General features: G+C 56.7%; 20 protein-coding genes. 16 read left to right on the top strand and 4 right to left on the bottom strand.

Annotated elements, in window-relative coordinates; translation table 11 throughout:
- The first annotated feature begins 3 nt into the window (after positions 1 to 3).
- From PEL8287_RS12330 to PEL8287_RS12315, 4 genes are read left to right on the top strand one after another with little or no spacing between them, the layout of a single operon-like run.
- A complete protein-coding gene (locus PEL8287_RS12330; RefSeq protein ID WP_176228635.1) occupies positions 4 to 984 on the top strand; it encodes a branched-chain amino acid ABC transporter permease in 981 nt (326 codons plus the stop codon).
- On the top strand, positions 981 to 1,763 hold the full coding sequence (locus PEL8287_RS12325; RefSeq protein WP_085892726.1) for an ABC transporter ATP-binding protein: 783 nt from the start codon (positions 981 to 983) through the stop codon (positions 1,761 to 1,763). Before PEL8287_RS12330 ends, PEL8287_RS12325 begins: the two co-directional genes overlap by 4 nt.
- A gap of 3 nt (positions 1,764 to 1,766) precedes the next feature.
- Positions 1,767 to 2,489, top strand: coding sequence for an ABC transporter ATP-binding protein (locus PEL8287_RS12320; RefSeq protein ID WP_085892725.1), 723 nt, complete (start codon positions 1,767 to 1,769; stop codon positions 2,487 to 2,489).
- A gap of 6 nt (positions 2,490 to 2,495) precedes the next feature.
- A complete protein-coding gene (locus PEL8287_RS12315) occupies positions 2,496 to 3,179 on the top strand; it encodes an aspartate/glutamate racemase family protein (RefSeq protein ID WP_085892724.1) in 684 nt (227 codons plus the stop codon).
- A 364-nt stretch (positions 3,180 to 3,543) separates the two neighbouring features.
- Here the strand turns inward: PEL8287_RS12315 and PEL8287_RS12305 are convergent, their stop codons facing one another.
- Complete coding sequence (locus tag PEL8287_RS12305; RefSeq protein ID WP_085892721.1) at positions 3,544 to 4,887, bottom strand: trimethylamine monooxygenase; 1,344 nt, start codon at positions 4,885 to 4,887, stop codon at positions 3,544 to 3,546.
- 165 nt (positions 4,888 to 5,052) lie between these two features.
- On the opposite strand from PEL8287_RS12305, the gene PEL8287_RS12300 reads away from it, so the two are divergent.
- Positions 5,053 to 6,354, top strand: a complete 1,302-nt coding sequence (locus PEL8287_RS12300; RefSeq protein WP_085892719.1) for an ABC transporter substrate-binding protein — start codon at positions 5,053 to 5,055, stop codon at positions 6,352 to 6,354.
- A gap of 158 nt (positions 6,355 to 6,512) precedes the next feature.
- Here PEL8287_RS12300 and PEL8287_RS12295 read toward each other — a convergent pair whose 3' ends face one another.
- Both PEL8287_RS12295 and PEL8287_RS12290 read right to left on the bottom strand, forming a co-directional pair.
- Positions 6,513 to 7,280, bottom strand: coding sequence for a c-type cytochrome (locus PEL8287_RS12295; protein ID WP_085892717.1), 768 nt, complete (start codon positions 7,278 to 7,280; stop codon positions 6,513 to 6,515).
- A 48-nt stretch (positions 7,281 to 7,328) separates the two neighbouring features.
- Complete coding sequence (locus PEL8287_RS12290; RefSeq protein ID WP_085892716.1) at positions 7,329 to 7,613, bottom strand: hypothetical protein; 285 nt, start codon at positions 7,611 to 7,613, stop codon at positions 7,329 to 7,331.
- Positions 7,614 to 7,800: 187 nt separating this feature from the next.
- Here PEL8287_RS12290 and PEL8287_RS12285 point away from each other — a divergent pair, with 187 nt between their 5' ends.
- Positions 7,801 to 8,217 carry a c-type cytochrome gene (locus PEL8287_RS12285; RefSeq protein WP_085892715.1) on the top strand — a complete coding sequence of 139 codons (417 nt, stop codon included), beginning with the start codon at positions 7,801 to 7,803 and terminating at the stop codon, positions 8,215 to 8,217.
- 197 nt (positions 8,218 to 8,414) lie between these two features.
- Here the strand turns inward: PEL8287_RS12285 and PEL8287_RS12280 are convergent, their stop codons facing one another.
- Positions 8,415 to 9,143, bottom strand: coding sequence for a FadR/GntR family transcriptional regulator (locus tag PEL8287_RS12280; protein ID WP_085892934.1), 729 nt, complete (start codon positions 9,141 to 9,143; stop codon positions 8,415 to 8,417).
- 478 nt (positions 9,144 to 9,621) lie between these two features.
- Between PEL8287_RS12280 and PEL8287_RS12275 the strand changes: the two genes are divergently transcribed.
- From PEL8287_RS12275 to PEL8287_RS12230, 10 genes are all read left to right on the top strand, one after another.
- Positions 9,622 to 10,914: an ABC transporter substrate-binding protein gene (locus PEL8287_RS12275; RefSeq protein WP_085892714.1), complete on the top strand. Its 1,293-nt coding sequence runs from the start codon at positions 9,622 to 9,624 to the stop codon at positions 10,912 to 10,914.
- A 68-nt stretch (positions 10,915 to 10,982) separates the two neighbouring features.
- On the top strand, positions 10,983 to 11,852 hold the full coding sequence (locus tag PEL8287_RS12270) for a branched-chain amino acid ABC transporter permease (protein WP_085892712.1): 870 nt from the start codon (positions 10,983 to 10,985) through the stop codon (positions 11,850 to 11,852).
- On the top strand, positions 11,845 to 12,825 hold the full coding sequence (locus tag PEL8287_RS12265) for a branched-chain amino acid ABC transporter permease (protein WP_235862294.1): 981 nt from the start codon (positions 11,845 to 11,847) through the stop codon (positions 12,823 to 12,825). The genes PEL8287_RS12270 and PEL8287_RS12265 overlap by 8 nt, the downstream gene beginning before the upstream one ends.
- Positions 12,822 to 13,589: an ABC transporter ATP-binding protein gene (locus PEL8287_RS12260; protein WP_085892710.1), complete on the top strand. Its 768-nt coding sequence runs from the start codon at positions 12,822 to 12,824 to the stop codon at positions 13,587 to 13,589. Before PEL8287_RS12265 ends, PEL8287_RS12260 begins: the two co-directional genes overlap by 4 nt.
- Positions 13,579 to 14,286 (top strand): ABC transporter ATP-binding protein, encoded by a 708-nt coding sequence (locus tag PEL8287_RS12255; protein WP_085892708.1) that lies wholly within the window; start codon positions 13,579 to 13,581, stop codon positions 14,284 to 14,286. The genes PEL8287_RS12260 and PEL8287_RS12255 overlap by 11 nt, the downstream gene beginning before the upstream one ends.
- On the top strand, positions 14,258 to 14,851 hold the full coding sequence (locus PEL8287_RS12250) for a BTAD domain-containing putative transcriptional regulator (RefSeq protein ID WP_085892707.1): 594 nt from the start codon (positions 14,258 to 14,260) through the stop codon (positions 14,849 to 14,851). Before PEL8287_RS12255 ends, PEL8287_RS12250 begins: the two co-directional genes overlap by 29 nt.
- Positions 14,852 to 14,932: 81 nt before the next feature.
- Positions 14,933 to 15,409, top strand: coding sequence for a thioesterase family protein (locus tag PEL8287_RS12245; protein WP_085892706.1), 477 nt, complete (start codon positions 14,933 to 14,935; stop codon positions 15,407 to 15,409).
- Positions 15,410 to 15,512: 103 nt separating this feature from the next.
- The gene (locus PEL8287_RS12240; protein WP_085892705.1) at positions 15,513 to 17,528 is read left to right on the top strand and encodes a hypothetical protein; all 2,016 of its coding nucleotides are present in this window, start codon (positions 15,513 to 15,515) and stop codon (positions 17,526 to 17,528) included.
- Positions 17,529 to 17,738: 210 nt separating this feature from the next.
- Positions 17,739 to 18,698 (top strand): ABC transporter permease, encoded by a 960-nt coding sequence (locus tag PEL8287_RS12235; RefSeq protein WP_085892704.1) that lies wholly within the window; start codon positions 17,739 to 17,741, stop codon positions 18,696 to 18,698.
- A complete protein-coding gene (locus PEL8287_RS12230; protein ID WP_085892703.1) occupies positions 18,695 to 19,588 on the top strand; it encodes an ABC transporter permease in 894 nt (297 codons plus the stop codon). Before PEL8287_RS12235 ends, PEL8287_RS12230 begins: the two co-directional genes overlap by 4 nt.
- Position 19,589: the final 1 nt, after the last annotated feature.

Below are 19,589 nucleotides of genomic sequence, written 5' to 3'. Positions count from 1 at the left end.
CTGATGCTGGGATTTTCCGTAAGACAACTGGTCGGCGTCAGCGTCTTCCTGTTCGCCATCTTCGTCGGCGTGCCGTTGGTTATCGGCGCGACCGGCCGCTGGGATTTCTATTTTACACTGACATCGGTGGCGCTTTTGGCGATCGCAAGTGCGGGGGTGTGGCTGACATTCTACATCGGCCGGATCAACATCGGCCAGGGCGCATTTGCCCTGATCGGGGCCTATGTCTCGGCCATTCTGGTCGTCAAAGCCGGGTGGTCGTTCTGGGTATCGCTGCCTGCCGCCGGGATATTTGCCGCCCTGGTGGCAATCCTGATCGGCATGCCGATCCTGCGTTTACGCGGCGTCTATTTCGCGATGATCACACTGGTTTTGACGCAGGTTGTCACACTCACAGCGCTTGCCCTGCCAATCACGAACGGGGCCAAGGGGATTTCGTCCATTCCGCTGCCATCAGGTGTATCTGTGTTTGGCATTCCCCTCCTGCCTGACTTTGCCGGGATGGAGAACACCAAGCTGGCCTTCTACTATACCGCGTGCATCCTGATGATCGTGACCTATGCCGCCTTGTATCGCCTGGTAAATTCCCGCCTTGGCCACCTATGTCGGTCAATGCAGCAAAACGAGGAACTGGCCAGCTCGATCGGGGTCAACATCGCCTACATTCGCATCGTGATTTTCGCCATCTCAAGCTTCTTTGGCGGCATTGGCGGGGCCATGTTCGGCTCTATCGCGCAGTCGGTCTACCCCTCCAGCTTTCAGGTCGTGGATTCCGTTAACTTTATGTTGAACTGTTTCCTCGGCGGTTTGGGCTATGTGTTTGGCCCCATGCTTGGCACATTGGTTCTTTATTTCGGTTGGGACCTTCTGTTTGAATTCGGCAAATACCAGATGCTGATCTACTCAACGCTCCTGATCCTGATTATCCGCTTCCTGCCCAATGGCCTGCTCAGTTTGCGCATCGGCAAAGGAGGTGACAAATGAGTCCGCTGCTTGAGGTCAAGAATGTCACCAAGAAATACGGTGGCCTGACCGCGAATAACGACATCAGCTTTGACGTGGCCGAAAACGAAATCCTGTCGGTGATCGGGCCAAACGGGGCTGGCAAATCCACCCTGTTCAAGATGATCTCGTCATTCACGCCAACCACTTCCGGCGAAGTGCTTTATCAAGGCGAGCGCATCTCGAACCTCAAGCCGCACATTGTCGCGCGCAAAGGTGTCGTCAGGACGTTTCAGGAAACCACTATCTTCAAAAGCATGACAGTGCGCGAAAGCGTTGTGGTGGCACAGCACCTGCGGGCCAAGGCATCGCTTGCCGGATATTTCTGGGGGTCGAAAACTGCAAAGGAAGATGTTGCAGCCTTTGGCGAATATGCCGACGAACTGCTGGAGTTTCTCGGCATGTCCGCGATCAGCAATGAACAAGCCAGCAACCTTCCGCAAGGCAGCCTGCGCGCGCTCGGCATCGCAATCGGCCTTGCCACGGACCCCAAGGTTTTACTGTTGGACGAACCGTTTGCGGGCATGAACCATGATGAAACCATGCGCATGGTAGATCTTGTGCGCTCGGTGCGCGATGAACGCAGGGTGACCGTCATGCTGGTCGAACACGACATGCCGGCGGTCATGAACATCTCGGACCGGATCGTGGTGCTGAACTTTGGCGAAAAGATCGCCGAAGGCACACCGTCTGAAATCCAGAACAATGAAAAAGTCATCGAGGCCTATCTGGGCAGCGCTGACGATGAGATTGGGATGTAGACCATGACAGCCATGTTGGATTTCAAAGACGTCGAATTGTATTACGACCACGTTTATGCGCTGAAGGGTGTGTCGCTAAGCGTCAATCAGGGGGAAACCGTGGCGCTGATCGGGGCCAATGGGGCTGGCAAGTCATCTATCCTGCGCGCCATCACCGGGCTGGCAAAACCCGCCAAAGGGTCTGTGACGTTCGAAGGTGCACGTGTTGACGGCACTGACCCCTCGGACATCGTCAAACGCGGCATCGCGATGGTACCCGAGGGCCGCCGCGTGTTTCCTTTCATGTCGGTCAAGGACAACCTGATGATGGGGGCGTTCACCCGCAGCGACAAGGCCGACATTCAAGACACGCTCGACAGCATCCTGATGCGCTTTCCCCGCCTGAAAGAACGCTATGGTCAGGCTGCCGGTACCCTGTCAGGTGGCGAGCAGCAGATGATGGTGATCGGCCGTGCGCTCATGGCCAAGCCCAAACTTTTGCTGCTGGATGAACCCAGCCTGGGTATTGCCCCCAAACTGGTGCAGGACATTGCGCGCTCTATCGTGGCGATCAACCGGGACGAAGGTGTTTCGGTGCTTCTGGTCGAGCAGAACTCACGTATGGCTTTGAGTATTTCGCATCGTGCCTATGCCATGGCGACGGGAAATGTGATGATCGAAGGCCCATCGAAAGAATTGCTGCACGATGACCGGATCAAGGCTGCATATCTTGGTGGAGAGGTCTGATCTGACATGAAAATCCTCGTGATAAACCCAAATACCACCGCCTCGATGACCCAGAAAATCGCGGTCGCAGCGCGCGCCGTTGCCCGCCCGGACACAGAGATCGTAGCGGCCAATTCACAAAATGGGCCCGCCAGCATTCAGGGATTTCTGGACGTCGCCATATGTGTGCCGGGACTGCTGGACGAGGTCGCAAGACATCCCGATGTTGACGCGATCGTCATCGCGTGTTTCGACGATACCGGCCTCGACGCGGTCCGCTCGTCGGTTTCGGTTCCTGTTCTGGGCATTGGCGAGGCCGCCTATCATGCCGCCAGCATGATCGCGACGAAATTTAGCGTTATCACCACGTTGTCCCGTTCTGTGCCAGGTATTGAAAACAACCTGATGCGCTATGGTCTTGCGCAAAAGTGCGTACGCGTGCGGGCAACCGACATTCCCGTCCTTAAACTGGAGGAGGGTGACCCGGCGACACTGTTCAAGATACGGTCTGAAATCCGTGAGGCAATCGTTCAGGACCACGCAGAAGCCATTGTTCTGGGATGTGCCGGAATGGCCGACCTTATGGCGCAGCTCAGCGAAGAATTCGGCCTGCCTGTGATTGATGGTGTTGCAGCGGGGGTCACCTTTGCAGAAGCGCTGGTGAACAACCGGCTTAAAACATCTAAAATTGGGGCCTATTCCCTGAAATAGAAGCATCGGCAATCCGTGTTTTGATGCATGTGGATGACATTATGTGTCGGTTTCCGCCCCAAATATTGTCACCAACAAATGCCGGTAGGCGACGGTTTGGCGATAATGGAGACCCAGAAAGCTTTGGCGCGGTTGTTCTGCGGCCTTGATCGCCACCGCCGGTATTCCAGCCAGGCTGGTCTGACGCGGGCGGAATACGTCAATCGGTCAAAGAAGACCAAAGCTGAACACAGCCCGGATATTTTTTAAAAAAAAGCCCGGCACAGTGGCCGGGGCAGTTTGGGGATCAAACCGATCACCGCCCCGGCCACTGGGGAGATAAAGCGCGGCCGGAGCGACTTTATGCCAGGCGTTTGGCCCGGTTTCAGGTTTGCAGATAGGATTCCAGGCTGTCGTCCAGCGCGTCTTTCCACGGGGTGTGGTGCGGCGGGGCCTTTTTGCCGGTCATCGGCGAGGTATAGCCGTGGTTGCGGAATTCCATGATGTTTTTCTTTTTGTGCTTTTTCCACTCAAAGAAAGCCTGATTTGCGGCCTCGACATCAAAGCTGGGATAGTCGGTTTCGTCAATTAGCTCCTGCACATACGCCCCCTGATAGCGGATTGCGCCATAGTCATCCTCGATCGCGTCTTCCTCGGCCTCGCGGCGTTTGGGATCGGCCTCCATCGTGGCCTGATCGGGCAGGGCGATCTTGCCCATGATGCAATCACGCACCCACCATGCCTGGGCGTCGAACATGTTGAAAGTGAACCATTGGTCCTGCATGCCAAGGTAGAACATCTTCGGATTTTTGGTCCACACGACGCCTTTGTAAAGGTCGGCCGCGGCCAGACGGTTGGCGGTTTTCAGACGCAGATCATCCGGCAGGAAGTTGAAGTGATGGCGATAGCCGGTGCACAGAATGATCGCATCGACATCCTTGCTGGTGCCGTCCTTGAAATATGCAGTTTTGCCTTCGACCTTGACCAGTGCCGGCACCTCTTGCCAGTTGTCGGGCCAGTCATAACCCATCGGGGCTGTGCGATGCGCAACGGTGATGGATTTGGCCCCGTATTTCCAGCACTGGCTGCCGATATCCTCGGCGGAATAGGATGTGCCGAGGATCAGGATATCCTTGCCAGCAAATTCGCGGGCATCTCGGAAGTCATGGGCGTGCAGGACACGGCCATTGAAGGATTCAAACCCCGGGTAATAGGGCACATTCGGGGTCGAGAAGTGACCCGAGGCAACGATGACGTGGTCATAGTCCTCAACAGTTTCGGCATCTTTGACCGTGTCGCGGGCGGTGACGGTGAACATACCGGTATCATCATTGTAGTGCACGTCGCGCACGATGTTGTTGAACCGGATCCAGTCGCGCACGCCAGCCTTTTCGACGCGGCCCTTGATATAGTCAAACAGTACGGCGCGGGGCGGGTAACTGGCAATTTCCTTGCCGAAATGTTCGTCGAATGTGTAATCGGCAAATTCCAGGCCTTCTTTGGGGCCGTTCGACCAAAGATAGCGATACATCGAGCCATGGCAGGGTTCGCCCGAGGCATCGACGCCGGTGCGCCAGGTGTAGTTCCACAAGCCGCCCCAGTCGGATTGCTTTTCAAAGCAGACGATCTCGGGGATGTCCTCGCCGTTCTTGGCTGCGGATTGAAACGCGCGCAACTGGGCAAGGCCTGACGGACCCGCGCCAATGATCGCTACTTTTTTCTTTGCCATGTGTGTTGTCTCCCTGGATTGGTATGAACCAATATTCAGCTTTGGTTCTTTTGGTTCGTTATAATAAGCCAAATTGTGAACCAATTTGTCAACAGCAATCCTTGACTGGACTGAAATTCATCCCTCAACTAGACCGGAACCAGTTGAACAGGAACTTGATAACACATGGAATCTTCCAGTTTTGCCCATCGTCTGGCGATCAGTGGTGCGCTACCGCGACTGTCAGTTGGCATGGCGTCCACGGTCAATATCGGCTTTCTGGCGCCTTTAAGTGGCCAGGTCGAATCCTGGGGGCTGCCCGGATTGCATGGCTGCCGGATATGGGAGCGCTGGCTGAATAACGCCGGTGGTCTGCTGATTGGCGGGCGGCGCTATCCGATCAGAATCCATGCCTATGACTGCGGCTATGACGCTCAGGCAGCGCGCGAGGGCGCTATGCAACTGGTGCAGGATCATGACGTCAAGCTGATGATGATGCTGGGAGGCGATACCTTTACCCCCGTCGCCGATTATCTGAGCGAGCGGCGGATCTTGACCTCGACTCTTTTGCCCAGTGATCTCAGTCCCGACACGCCCTACCTTATCGCACCCAGCGAAGTGCACCCGATTTATGTTGTGACCGGCGTTGATTGGCTGACCCGCACAAGGCCGACCCTGAAAACCGTCGCCCTGTGCAGCCAGACTGATGGCATGGGCCTGCCGTCCCTGGCCACCTATCGTGCCGCGTTCAAGGCGGCGGGCACAAATATCGTCAAAGAGGTGCAGTATCCCGGCGAAGGCGGCGATGCGGCGGCGATTGTGCAGCCGATGCTGGATCAGAACCCCGATATCCTGTGCTGGTGCACCAGCTATACGCCAATGGTGCATGCAATGACCGAATATGCCTACACCCAGGGCTTCAAAGGCCAGATCATTTCCTGCACGCTGGACCAGTACGAGTCGCTGGTGGCCAAGACCAGCGCGGACTTCATGGAAGGGGTGGTGTTCCAGTTCCCCGATTTCGATGACCCGGCCCTGCGCGAAAAGGCATTTTTCTTTAACCAGCCCAATGTGTTTTTTGAAGAATACAACAACCGCTACCCCAACAGCTGGAGCGCGGTTTCATGGGAATATGCTGCCATCCTCGATATCTGGCATGCTGCGGTCGAAAAGGCTGATACGGTAAATCCGATGTCTGTCATGGCGGCGATGAAACAACTGGGCCATGTGACCCACGCCTTTGGCCCGGCCGAGTGGTGGGGCACCGAAATCTTCGGGATTGATAACGCGCTGGTGGGGGACTGGCCGGTGGTGACGATTCAAGAGGGCAAAGCGCGGATCGTCGACTTTGGATCGATCCCCGGATGGCTGACCGATCACAGTGACCTGCTGCGCATCGAGATGCAGGATCTTGGCCAGATGTGGCAACAACGCCTGCGCCGGGTGGATGAGGGCACGGAACTGGGCGCGCGTGGGATCGAGGCCTAGGGCCTGCGTGGCGGATGCCTGCGTTGGCGAGGCCCGCCGCCCCGGGCCAGGGCAGGATCAGCATGAACCGCAAGCTCTCGGTGATCGCTACACCGAGAGCTTTGTGAATCTACGGTTTAGGCTGGGCTTGTTTCTTGAAGCCCCCAGCCAAGTGGCTTTTATTTCACGGGCAAAGTCCGCGTAAAGGCCAGTACGTCGACACCGACCTGCAGATCAAATGCCCGCAACGCGATCATCTCTACGCCGGGGTGGCCATTACGGATTTTGTGCAGAACTTCCCATGGGTTTGCATTCGCCTCGGTCCCGACATAGCCCGGCTCATCGGCATCGCCCCAGTCAAGCGCGCGACCATCAAAACCGTGGCAAGACGCACAGGTTGTCTGAAAGACAGCGGCGCCGTTCTGAATGTTGCCCGCTACTTCGCCGGTATCAAAGTTGATCACGGTGTTCATGTCGTCGAGCCCTTTGGCAAGGAAGGTCGAAATATACTGCGCGTGGTCTTTCGGAATCATGTCTTCGCTGTAACCATGAGGTTCGGCTCGTAAAAGCGCCTCAAGTGCCGTTGCATCGCCGGAATAGCCCATTACGCCAGCAATGCCGGTCTGGTAAGATCCCGAACCGTATTTGCCGTCGGCCCCGCGATAGTCCCACCCATGGCAGGATTTGCAGCGTGTGGTCACACCGCCGGACTTCTTAACATTGCTTGCTGGCCACGCAGGATGCGTGTCTTCGGGCTTGTCCATATCTTGAGTGGCGTACCAGTTGTCATAGAGTCGTCCTCCGCGCGTCACTTCCCATGCTTCTGTGCTTTCTGCAGGCGCGCCGAAAACGAAGTCGGCATGGTAGCTTTCATCACGGTCTTTTGCAGTTGCTGCTCCTGCTACAAAACAGGTCGTGAGCACTACGATTTTTGAATTGATTGGCATTATTTGTTCTTCCTCCCCTTGTCATCCGGATACTCTGGACGTCCTTGATCAAGCGCTTACGACGAATATGCTGTCGTTGACGCAGGTCATGGACAAGCTAACGATCCCCCCATCGCGTGAGGTGATGGCGCCGAAAGGGGTGTTGTCGCCTTTCAGGTAGTCCTGAATTTGCTTGGGCGTCAGGTTGTGGCGGCGCAGCTTGGTGCGGAAACTCCGGCGGCAGGTTTCAATCGTCGGCTGGTAACGCAACGCCCACAGCGTGCTGCCCGTTCCCTCGGTGCGCGGGGGATTGAGGCGTACAGAGTGTGTGATGCGTGGCCATTTAGAGATCAAAGCGAACGTCTGCCCGCTGCATTTGGCCTTTCTGACATCCGATATCCAGTAGGATTAACACAGATCAATTTGTCAGTCTGAGTTCTAGCTTAGACTGACAAATGTGCGGGCTCAGGGTCAATGAGGCCGTCCGAAGGTTTTTGGGGAAGCGGAGCTTTCTGCAGAACAATATGCAAGGAGAAGATCTATGACACTTCAGAATACTTTAGCAACTGCAGTAATACTATTTTCTGCGTGCGCGGCTCAAGCTGAGGATTCCACTATCATATTAGGGAAATCGACCTATACCAAAACTTGCTCAGTGTGCCATGGGGACGACGCCAAAGGCGGAGGTGAGGTCGCAGACCTGTTTCAGGTAAAGCCAAAAGATTTAACGAAACTTTCCGAGCGTGCGGGTGGAAAGTTTCCGTTTTCTGATGTCTATAATGTCATAATACTAGGTATGGAAGCACCTGGTCACGGCCCTTCAGCGATGCCGGTTTGGGGTGATGAATTTATCGCCGATGCAATGCAAGATCGCGGCGTTAGCAAGTCTGATTCCATTTCCATTGCTGCTGGCCGGGCTATGGCGGTGGCACTTTACTTGGAGACAGTTCAAGAATAGCCCCGAGAAATCAGCGCCATCACTTTGCTTCCCAGAGTACCCCAATTTCGGCGCTCTGGGGCGTGGGGCCGGTGATCAGGTTATTTCCCTCTGACCCGATCCCCAAGAGATGTAAAGGCGCTGCTGATGGAAGCTAAAGCTTGCAAGTTGAAGGTCCGCTTTGCGTTTTCCATAGCGAACATCGGAATTGCCCACCCTCAAAACTCCTGTAACAGCAGTTTCTGCTCTTCCACCAGATGCAGCTTGATGAACTCCACCGCCGAGGCCACATCGCGTGAGGCGATGGCGTTGAATAGGGTGTTGTAGCGCTTCTGATAGTCCTGAATTCGCTTGGGCGTCAGGTTGCGGCGGCGCAGCTTGGTGCGAAAGCTTTGGCGGTAGGTTTCAATCGTCAACCGATAACACGACGCCAGCAGCGGGTTGCCGGTGCCCTCGGCGATCTGCATGTAAATCTTTTCCTCAAACCCGATGAATTCATCCACATCCGTCAGGATCGCCTCGATCTGTGACAGTGTCTTGGACAGTTCGGTAATCTGGCGCGGGGTCATGTTGATCACCGCAAGGCGTACCATTTCGGGCTCCAGAATGCCGCGCACCACCAGGTGATCCAGCGGGCTGGTGTCATCGGCGACCGAATTTTCCGGCGTATTGCTGGGCGTGCTGGATTTGTAGGTAACAAAGCTGCCCGATCCGGCGCGCCGGCGGATGACCTTCTGGGTTTCCAGCACATCCAGCGCCTCGCGGACCGTATTGCGCGCCACGCCCAGCTCCGAGGCCAGCGTGCGCTCGGATGGCAGCCGGGTGTCGGTTGGGTATTCTTCGGATTTGATCCGGGCAAACAGCGTGTCCACAACAATCTGCACCGTGGCACCGACCGGCTGACCGGTGATCAGGGTGGTGGCGGTTTCATCAATCTTTTTGTTCATCTCGGCATCCGGGCAATTGTCGGGCCCCGCGCCGGGCCCCTGAGTGGCGTGTCTTATACCATAGAGCGCGCTATGCACGGCGAAAAGCGCCATAAACCCCTATGGCTGCCGGTGTCGTTCTGGCCGACTTTGAACCAATATAGAGCAGATACCCCCAAATTGGTACTTTTTTGATCGCATCATGATCGGATGCAGAAGATTTGTTCAAGTTGCTGAAATATATGAATATTCGTGCAAATTTTATAATAAATATAGACCGAAAATGTACCAAAATCAAAAAATACATCAAAAAAAGAACCAATTTTCTTGGCAGATACCCGGTTGTCTGTTAGCTTTTTCTCACGGGACCAAACCAATTTGCGCGAACTGGTATTGTAACACCTTAAGATGTCGACGCTCGGCAGTGAGTGAACGCAAGTAGGTGGTTTCCAAAAACATCTACCCGGAAAAACGGGTGTGCCAACATGGGAGAAGTCTAATGCTATCCAAGATCATGAAGTCGGGCCTGACGCGCCGGACCTTTCTGCAATCGACCGCCGCCGCGGCGGCCGCGTCCAGCATGCCCCGGGTGGCGCTGGCAGCGGACAAGGTAATCAAGATCGGCTTTCTGGCGCCGTTGACCGGGCCGGTTGCGGCCTGGGGCAAACCCGGCCTTGATGGCTGCGAAATCTGGGCCGAGCGGGTGAATGCCGCCGGCGGGATCAAGCTGGCCGATGGTGACTATCAGGTCGAATTTGTCGGCTATGACAACGAATATGACCCCGCCAAGGCCCGCACCGGTGCGACCAAGCTGATCCGCGAGGATGGCGTGAGCTTCATCATGATGCTGGGTGGCGATACATGGCCCGGCGTCCAACCCGTGGCCGACAAGACCGGCATGCTGTTTTCCACCCTGCTTCCCAGCGATCTGTCCCCCGATACGACAACCCTGATAGCCCCGGCCGAGGTGCACCCGATTTACAACGTCACCGGTGTTGAATGGCTGGCCGAAAACAAACCCGAGCTGAAAACAGCCGTGATGTGCGCGCAGGACGACGCCCTTGGCCTGCCGTCGGTTGCCACCTATCTGGCCGCATTCGAGGCCGCTGGCATTGAAATGCTGGACGATCCGCTGCTGTTTGACCCGGCCACAACCGATTTCGCGCCGGTGGTGACGAAGCTGATTTCGGGCAATCCCGATATCGTCTGTCTGGATACCTGTTATTCCGATTACGTCCATCCCATCGCCGAACAGCTGTTCCAGCAAGGCTTCAAAGGTCAGATCATCAGCTGCACGGCCGATTTCTACGACCAGATGATCGCAAAAACATCCGAAGAATTCATGGAAGGGTTCATCTTCCAGTTCCCCGATTTCGACGATGCAGCACTGAATTCCGATCAGATCAACTTTGCTGATCCCAACGGATTCTATGCCGAATTCAACAAACGCTTCCCCGGCCAATGGGGCGCGGTCAGCTGGGAATATGCCAGCATCATGGACCTGTGGAAGGCCGCCGCCGAAAAGGCCGGCTCGGCCGAGCCCGACGCCGTGGCCGCCGCTATGAAAGAAGGCGGAACCGGCAAACACGCCTTTGGCGACGCCAAGTGGTGGGGCACCGAGCTGTTCGGGATTGACAACGCGCTGGTCGGCGACTGGCCGGTTGTGGCGATCGAAGGTGGCAAGGCCACCATCAAGGAATTCCGCAGTATTCCCGCCTGGTATGACAAGCACGGCGATCTTCTGGTCAAGCATATGAAGGCTTATGACCAGATGTGGGATCAGCGCGGCTAACCTTTCAGACTGGCTCGGGGCGGCGCAAGGGTGCCGCCCCAACTCCCTCTAATAAGAGAAACCCAACGATGCTGGACCTACTCGCGCAGACCGGCCTGAACGCCATATATGCTGCTTCCTACATCTCGCTCATTGCGGTCGGCCTTGTGCTGATCTTTGGGGTGATGGGCGTGATCAACTTTGCCCATGGCGAGCTGTATATGGCAGGCGCCTATTCGGTTGTCTTTCTATACACCGACTGGCAGCTGCCGTTTTTCATTGCCGTGGCCGCCGGGCTGATATTTGTCGGCTTTCTGGGGCTTGCGATGGAACGGGCGCTGTTTCGACCGCTCAGGGATAACCCTTTGGGCGGGCTTGTGGCGTCGATCGGGTTTCTGATGATCCTGCAGGCACTGGCGGTGATGGGCTTTGGCGTGCGGATGGAGAATATTCCCCCCGTCACCCAATACGTGATCGAGTTTTCCGACAGGGTGCGCCTGCCGCTGGCGCGGCTTTATGTAATCATCGCGGCGGTTGTTTTGCTTAGCATGCTGTGGGTGTTTCTCAAGAAAACCCGCTTTGGCTGGGCCCTGCGCGCCGCCGCCCAAGACCCCGAGGCCGCTGCGCTTCAGGGGATTTCCATCAATCAGACCGCACGGATTGCAATGTTCATCGGGGCGGGGCTGGCCGGTATTGCGGGCGCGCTGACCGCACCGCTGGTGTCGGTCAACCCGCATATGGGCCACTCGGTCATTGTGACCGCCTTTATCGTGATCATTGTCGGCGGGGTCGGCAGCCTTGAAGGGGCGATTGTTGCCTCGGTTGCCTATGCCTTTGTGCATACCTTTGTGACCACCTTCTTTGACGGGGTGATTGCCGATATCACCGGCCTGTCGCTGATGCTGCTGGTGCTGATCGTCAAGCCCACCGGATTGTTCGGGAGTGCGGATCGTGCGTAACCTGATCATCCTTCTTGCCGCCGTTGCCGCGTTTATCGCGCTGCCCCACGGGTTGTCGTTTTCGCAACAGGAAATCCTTGTTTTCCTCACCATAAACATCCTTCTGGTCTCGTCTTATCGCCTGCTGACCCTGACCGGCGAATGGTCGCTTGGTCATGTGGTCATCATGGGCGTGGGCGCTTATGCCTCGGCGCTTTTCTCAAAAAAGCTTGGCGTTTACGTGCCCGTCTCGATCTTACTGGGGGGCATCACCGCCGCCCTTCTGGCGGTGCTTTTGTCCTTCCCGCTGTTCCGGATGAAGGGGTTTTATTTTCTTATCGGCAGCTTTGCCGCCGGTGAAATCATCCGCCTTTTGTGGAAACGCTTTCGCGATCCCTTTGGCGGGGCCAAGGGGATCAAGGGGATCGACCCCATGCCGGACTTTTCCATCGGCATCTATGATTTCGATTTTTTCGAGCCGGTCAGCTATTACTACATGTCCGGCGCAGTAGTGGCGTTTTGTCTGTGGGTTCTGTGGCGGATTGAAAAATCCCCGGTCGGGCTGACCTTTCACGCCGTGCACTGGCAGGACAAACTGGCCGAGGCTTCGGGCGTCAACCTGCGCGCCTACCGCACCCTGGCCTTTGCAATCGCCAGCGGCTTTGCCGGTATCGGCGGGGCGCTGCTCGCCCATTACATCGGCACGATCAACCCCAACTCTTTTGACGTCGAGGTAATGGTGTTCGTGCTGACATGGGCCATCGTCGGCGGCACCGGCACGTTCTATGGCCCGATCCTTGGCTGTGTCGTGCTGACCGTGCTGAACGAAATCGTTCTGCGTGAAATGGGGTTCGAACAGATGCGCCCGCTGATCTATGGCGCGATCATGATCCTGTCGATCCTGTTCATGCCCAAGGGCCTTGAAAGCGTCGTGCAGAAAATATTCAGCCGCCGGGCACCGGACGGTGCCCCCAAACAGGAGGCCGCGAAATGACCCAGTTTCTCGAAGTCGACAATCTGACCATGCGTTTTGGCGGTCTGACGGCGGTGGACGGGCTGTCGTTCAAGGTCAATCACGGCGAAATTCACGGGCTGATCGGGCCCAACGGCGCGGGCAAGACCACCACCTTCAACATGATCTCGGGCTTTTACAAACCGACCGAGGGGCAGGTGCGCCTGCGCGGCGAAAACATTTCAGGCCTCAAGATGCACGAGGTTGCACGCCGCGGCGTGGTGCGCACCTTTCAGCACTCGACGCTGTTTGCCGAACTCACGGTGATGGACAACGCCCTTGTCGGCACCCACATGCCGTTTCGCCCCAATATCTTTGCGGCCATCATCGGCTGGGACAAAGAGGATCGCCACGGGGCGCAGGCCCGCGCGAACGAGGCGCTGGAATTCTTCGGTCTGGATCACCTGAAAAACGATCTGGCCGGCGATCTCAGCCATGGCCACCAGCGTGCGCTAGGCATGGCCGTGGCCTATGCCAGCCACCCCGACGTGATGCTGCTGGACGAACCCTTTACCGGCATGAACCCCGAGGAAACCCGCCAGATGATGGGCCTGATGCGCAAGCTGCGCGACGATGGCATCACCATCCTTCTGGTCGAACACGATATGCAGGCCATAATGGGCCTGTGCGATACCATCACCTGCATGAGTTTCGGCAAGTTCCTCGCCGAAGGCAACGCCGAGGAAATCCGCCATCACCCGGCGGTGATCGAGGCCTATCTGGGAGGCGCGCGCCATGTTGCTTGAGATGAAGGATATCTCGGTCAATTACGGCAAGGTATCCGCCGTGCGTAACATCTCGATTTCGGTGCCCGACGGAAAAATCGTGACCATCATCGGCGGCAACGGGGCGGGCAAAACCACCACCCTGCGCGCGATGTCGGGCATGGTGCCGCTGGCGGGCGGTGAGATCCATTTCAACGGCAAACGGATCGACGGCCTTCTCTCGGACAAGGTTGTCGCGCACGGCATTGCCCATGTCCCCGAAGGCCGGCGGATTTTCCCCGACATGACAGTCGAGGAAAACCTGCGCACCGGTGCGTTCCTGCGCCGCGACAAGGAGGCGGTTGAAAATGATCTGGAAGGCGTGTTCACCCGCTTTCCCCGCCTCAAGGAACGCCGCCGCCAGATGGCAAAAACCATGTCGGGGGGCGAACAGCAGATGCTGGCTATCGGCCGCGCCCTGATGTCGGCGCCCAAACTGCTGCTGATGGACGAACCCTCAATGGGTCTGGCTCCGGTGATTGTCGAGGAAATCGCCGTGATCATCGAAGAGATAAACGCCCAGGGCCTGTCGGTGGTGCTGGTCGAACAAAACGCCGAACTGGCGCTGGAACTGGCCGATCACGCCTATGTGCTGGAAACCGGAAACATGGCCTTGGAGGGCCCCGCAAATGAGCTCCATGACAACGAACATGTTCGCGCCGCGTATCTGGGGGTTTGACCTCGGCTCGGCCCAGGCGCGCATCGCCCGGGCCGCGGGCTGGACCCGCGCCGATATCCTGTGGGAAGGGCTGATGGAGGCCGGTAATGCCGCCTGGGCATCGGGCGATCAATCCCGCGCTGCCACGCTTTTCACCCGCGCCCATTGGGTGGCGAAACTGCGTTTTTCCAAAACTGACCCGCGCCGCGCCACGGTTCTGGTCAATCTGGCCATGCTGGATCAGGCCAATGGCCGGGCAGGGCGGGCATTATCGCGTTTTGACAAGGCTCGCGCGATCTGGAGGGGAAATATTCAAGATTCAGTTGAGAATATGCAAATTCTGCCTCGCGCGCGCAGCTCGCTTTTCCACCTGCGGATGGAGGCACGCCACCGCGATACCTATCATGACAACATGCGCCACCGCATCGGCAAGATCGCCGATGAAACGCTGGCCGTCATCGACGCGCTTGCCGGCGGCCAGCCCCCTGCGCACCGGATGTATGCGCGCTGGCTGGGCGAGCGGCCCAATGTCTACGACGACACCCGCAAACTGCTGGGTGCCTGCCTGTTGATCGTGGATGCCTGAAGGGCCTGGAATTATCGCTTTGCATCCCCCCCGGCAGACACCGTACCTTGGCGTAACGCCAATCCAGGGACGACCCGCCGCATGACTGAAAACACGCCCTTCATTTCCACCCTGCTTGAGATCGAGCCGGGCTGGATCGACTATAACAACCACCTGAACATGGGCTATTACACCGTGCTGTTCGACCGCGCTGCCGATCAGGTGTTCGAAGGCTTCGGTTTCGGCCCCGACTATATCGCCGCCCACAACCACACCACCTTTGCGGCCGAGTTTCACGTCCGCTACCTGCGCGAGCTGAAACTGGGCGACCGGGTACGCTCGTCTTTCCGGATCATTGACCACGATGAAAAGCGGTTTCACACCTTTCAGGAACTTTTCCACGAAGACGGCTGGCTGGCGGCCACCGGTGAATGCATGACCCTGCATGTCAATCTTGACGGTCCCCGCGTGGCCGCCATGCCTGATTTCATCCTCACCCGTGTCCGCGCCATGGCCGCCTCTGACGCGCGATTGCCTTTGCCCGAGGGCGTCGGCGGCAAGATCGGCATCCGCCGGTAGGGAGGGTAAATCCCACGCGCCTTGACGCCAAGACTCCTTCCGCTTGCATTCAATCACCGGTTGGGCCACCCTGCTTGGGTTCTTCTGGGGGGGAGCAACCTGTATGAGTACATTTGAAAAGATCGCCGACAAAAGTAGCACGATTTGCGTCGGTGCCTTGGCTTTCGCTTTGGGCGACCCCTCGGGTGGTATTGTTGTTGCCACCGGGTTGGGCGGGCTGGCCGCCGTCGGTATAGCCCTGCGCAAAAACTGCGCCAAACGTGCTCGCGAAAACGCCATCCAAGCCACCATTGTGGCCCTGCGCGACACACCCGAGTTCGACGGGGTTAACCTTGAGCGCGCCAATGCCCTTCTGCAAGACCGGCAGGAGCACACAACCCTCAACTCCGGACATCTGATCGCTGCGTATAAACATGGCGCCAAAGAAGCACGTATCGCCGCTCTGGTAGAGCTCTTGCACGCCACCATCCCTTTTGACGGTGACACCAATCAGATCAAAACGCTCCTGCGCCATGCCCTCACCGCCGCAATGCGCTCCTGCTACGACGACAAGGACTTCCGCGCGCAACTCAACGAAGAAACCTTGATCGATATCGCTCGCAAAACCGATGGCCTCACCACCACGGTTGATCGGGTGGAAAAACGGACCGAGAAGATCGAGGCTGGCCAAAACGAAATCAAGGAAAGTTTGCAGGATATTCAAAGCAACTTCCGCCGCTTGCAAGAACAACACAAGAATGACCCGGAAGCCGCACTTGCCGATTTGCGTGATATCGCAATTGAACTTAACCACCCCAAACCTCATCGCGAAAATTGGCAAGACCTGATCGTTTATATTACCAACAAAGTTCAGCAACTGCAGGCAACGATTACCCGCTACGAACAAACTTCTCCTGAGGATGGCAACGCTAATGCACGAAGCGAGATCGCCCGCCTTCTGCGGGAGCGTCGCTATGCAGAAGTCCAAAAACTATTTGATGGTATCCTCGAGATGGGGCGTGACGGCGAATTAAATCGGCGATTAGAGGAAGCGGCATTTGCTCTTGAAGGAAAAGCTGACCTAGCGTTAATCGAAAACCGGGTCGAAGACGCGTACGATTATCTTTCGCGTGCCGCTGACAGTTTTGCTGGCATCGATCCGCTAGAAACGGCGGAAAAAAGGTTCGCATATCACCAACGCCTGAGAAGCCATGGAGACAGGTTTGGTGGAGAGGGCTTTGATTTTGCTGTAAAAATCCTTGAGGCCGCTACGCAAAGTTACAATAAACTTAAAGATAACAAGGCCTTGCGTTCAGAACACAGTCGCCTTCAAACCTTGGTGGAAAAGAGCAACAGGATGGATGACACTAGTGCATCCCATTTGCTCAAAGAGGTCATCATGGAGTACCTTCCGCTTTTGGCAACTTATATGCATGTTGGGCATAAGGAAGACGCCGCAACAGTCGAAAATAGCCTTGGCCGTGCTCTCAATACACTTGTTAGAAGAAATACCGCAGCTAACCGTGCAAACGCTCAGCCCATAGAAGATGTTCATCTAATGGAATTGGCGTTGTGGCATTTATCTTCCGCAGTGGACTATTTTCGTAGCGTTGAAGACATGGAGAAATGGGCTGGAGCACGAAACAATTACGCAAATGCGAGAAAGAATTATGCGGTATTATTCGGGAATCACGATCAAGAAAAATTTCTTTTCGAAGCACTGGAAGCCTTCGACGACGCACTTACAGTCATAACGCGCGAAAAGGATTTTAATAAGAACGTTGAGATTCGCCGGGACCGCGCTTCGGCAAGGGTTTGCTTAGGTCAAATGGTTGAGGGCAATAGAGGAACTGAACATATTGATCATGCATTAAAGGATTATGAAGAGGTAATTAAAATCCTGTCAAACTCCGACAACCCTAGGCTACTGGCGGAGACCCACGCAAACTTTGCACTCATGAGGATCAATCGTGCAGAACACAATAATACGCAAGAACCTGAAATCCACCTGAAGGGTGCTCTCAGAAGTATCGAGCGCGCGCTAAGCATTTTCACCAAAAAAGCTATGCCCAATGATCACCAAAACGCCATCCAAATCCGCGACTATATCAAGTCCCGACTTAGCGCATTGGCTGGATGAAACCTCCCCCCTACCGCTCATTTCGTACAAAACGTACGCTTGTTTCTGAACGCCTTGCGAACAGCGTACGAAATCCACGTACGTTTCGTACGCATCGTACGAAATCCGATGGTTCACACGCCCCATCCGGACAAGGGGCTCGACGAAGGTATTAAGCTTGGGCTAGGCTCCGAGTCGGACCCCGCACTTACAAGGACAGGCCCGGCTGACATGACCTCATTGCTCCTTCGCCGCCTTGCGCTTGGTCTGGTAACTATCTGGATTGTTTCAGTTATTATCTTCCTCGGGGTCGAGGCATTGCCGGGCGATGCCTGCACCGCCGTGCTGGAACGCGATGCCCAGGGCGAGGTGCTGGCCAAATGCCGCGACGATCTGGGGCTGAACGCACCCGCGTTAACCCGTTACGCCGATTGGGCCGTTGGTGTTCTGCACGGCGATTTCGGCATGTCTGCCAATGGCCTGCAAAGCATTTCCGAACTGGTGGGCTACCGGGTGCGCAATTCTCTTTTACTGGCGGCAGGTGCGCTAAGCGTCGGAATTCCTTTGGCAATTTTTCTGGGCACCGTGGCCGGCCTGTGGCGGGACAAGCCGATTGACCTGTTGTTTTCCACCGGCGCCATCTTTGCCATGACGATACCTGATTTTGTCTCGGCCACGATCCTCATTCTGATTTTCGCCATCTGGCTGGGCTGGGTGCCTGCAATTGTTATCACACCGGCCGATGCGCCGCCGCTTGATTTCTTCCCCGAATTCGTGCTTGCCGCGGTGGTTCTGACCCTTGTCATGATCGCCCATATCATGCGCATGGTGCGATCCTCGGTGATCGAAGTCATGGCCACAGACTACGTCCAGATGGCCACGCTGAAAGGCGTACCCTACTGGCGCATCGTTCTGACACACGCACTGCCCAACGCTTTGTTGCCCGCCATCAACGTGATAGCCCTGACCATCGCGTGGCTTCTGGGTGGGGTGGTTGTGGTCGAAGTTGTCTTTAATTATCCTGGGCTTGGCCGGATGCTGGTTGATGCGGTCTCGGACCGTGACCTGCCTGTCATTCAGGCGATTACCCTGATCGTGGCCGCCACCTATGTGGGTGTGAACCTAGTGGCAGACATTCTGGCGATGATGCTGAACCCGCGCCTCAGAACCCACCAGACGAGGCGCCAATGACCGAGGTTTCCCCCATCACTGCACCGGCTCAATCGCGCCTTCAGCGGGTTTTGACAACCCTGCAAGAAGTCGTGCGGCTACCCTCAGGCAGTATCGGCCTGACGCTGGTGACGCTGCATATTGTGCTGGCGCTGATCAGCCCGCTGATCGTGCCATATGACTTCAAGGAAATGAATTCGGCCATCATCCTGGCCGATCCTTCTGCTGCCCATTGGCTGGGCACAGACCATTTGGGCCGTGACGTGATGACCCGGGTTTTGCTGGGCGGGCGCGAGGCGCTGATCGTGACCGGTATCGCCACCCCGGCCGCGCTGATCTGGGGCGGGCTGACCGGTGTTTTGCTGGGCTTGCGCGGTGGTTGGCTGGACGAGGTGGTAATGCGCCTTGTCGATGCGTTTCTGGCCTTGCCGGGGGTGCTGCCGCTGTTGGTGCTGGTCACGGTGTTCGGCACTGGCAACGATGTTCTGATCCCGACACTTGCGTTTTTCTTTGGCATTCCGGTGATACGGGTGGCACGGGCGGCAACACATGAGGTCGTAGCACGTGATTTTATCTCGGCGGCCCGAGCGCGTGGCCACAGCCAGTTGACTATTGTCCGGCGCGAACTGATGCCCAATGTGCTGGATACGATGATGGTCGAAGGCGCGATGCGCTGGTCCTGGATGCTGCTGGGGTTTTCAGCGCTGTCTTTTCTGGGCTTTGGCGTTTCGCCGCCCACGCCCGACTGGGGGCTGATGATCGCTGACGCGCGGGTCTACATGTCGCTGGCGCCCTGGGGTGTGCTGGGGCCAGTGGTTGCCCTATCATCGCTGATCATCGGGATCAACTTGACCGCTGACGCACTTGCCAAAACCCTCGGGCTGGATCGCAGCCGAAAGGCGGTTGTCTGAG

Origin of the sequence: Roseovarius litorisediminis, assembly GCF_900172295.1 — a bacterium.
Classification (GTDB): domain Bacteria; phylum Pseudomonadota; class Alphaproteobacteria; order Rhodobacterales; family Rhodobacteraceae; genus Roseovarius; species Roseovarius litorisediminis.
Note: the sequence above shows the minus strand (reverse complement) of the source record. Positions and strands in the feature narration are given on the sequence as shown.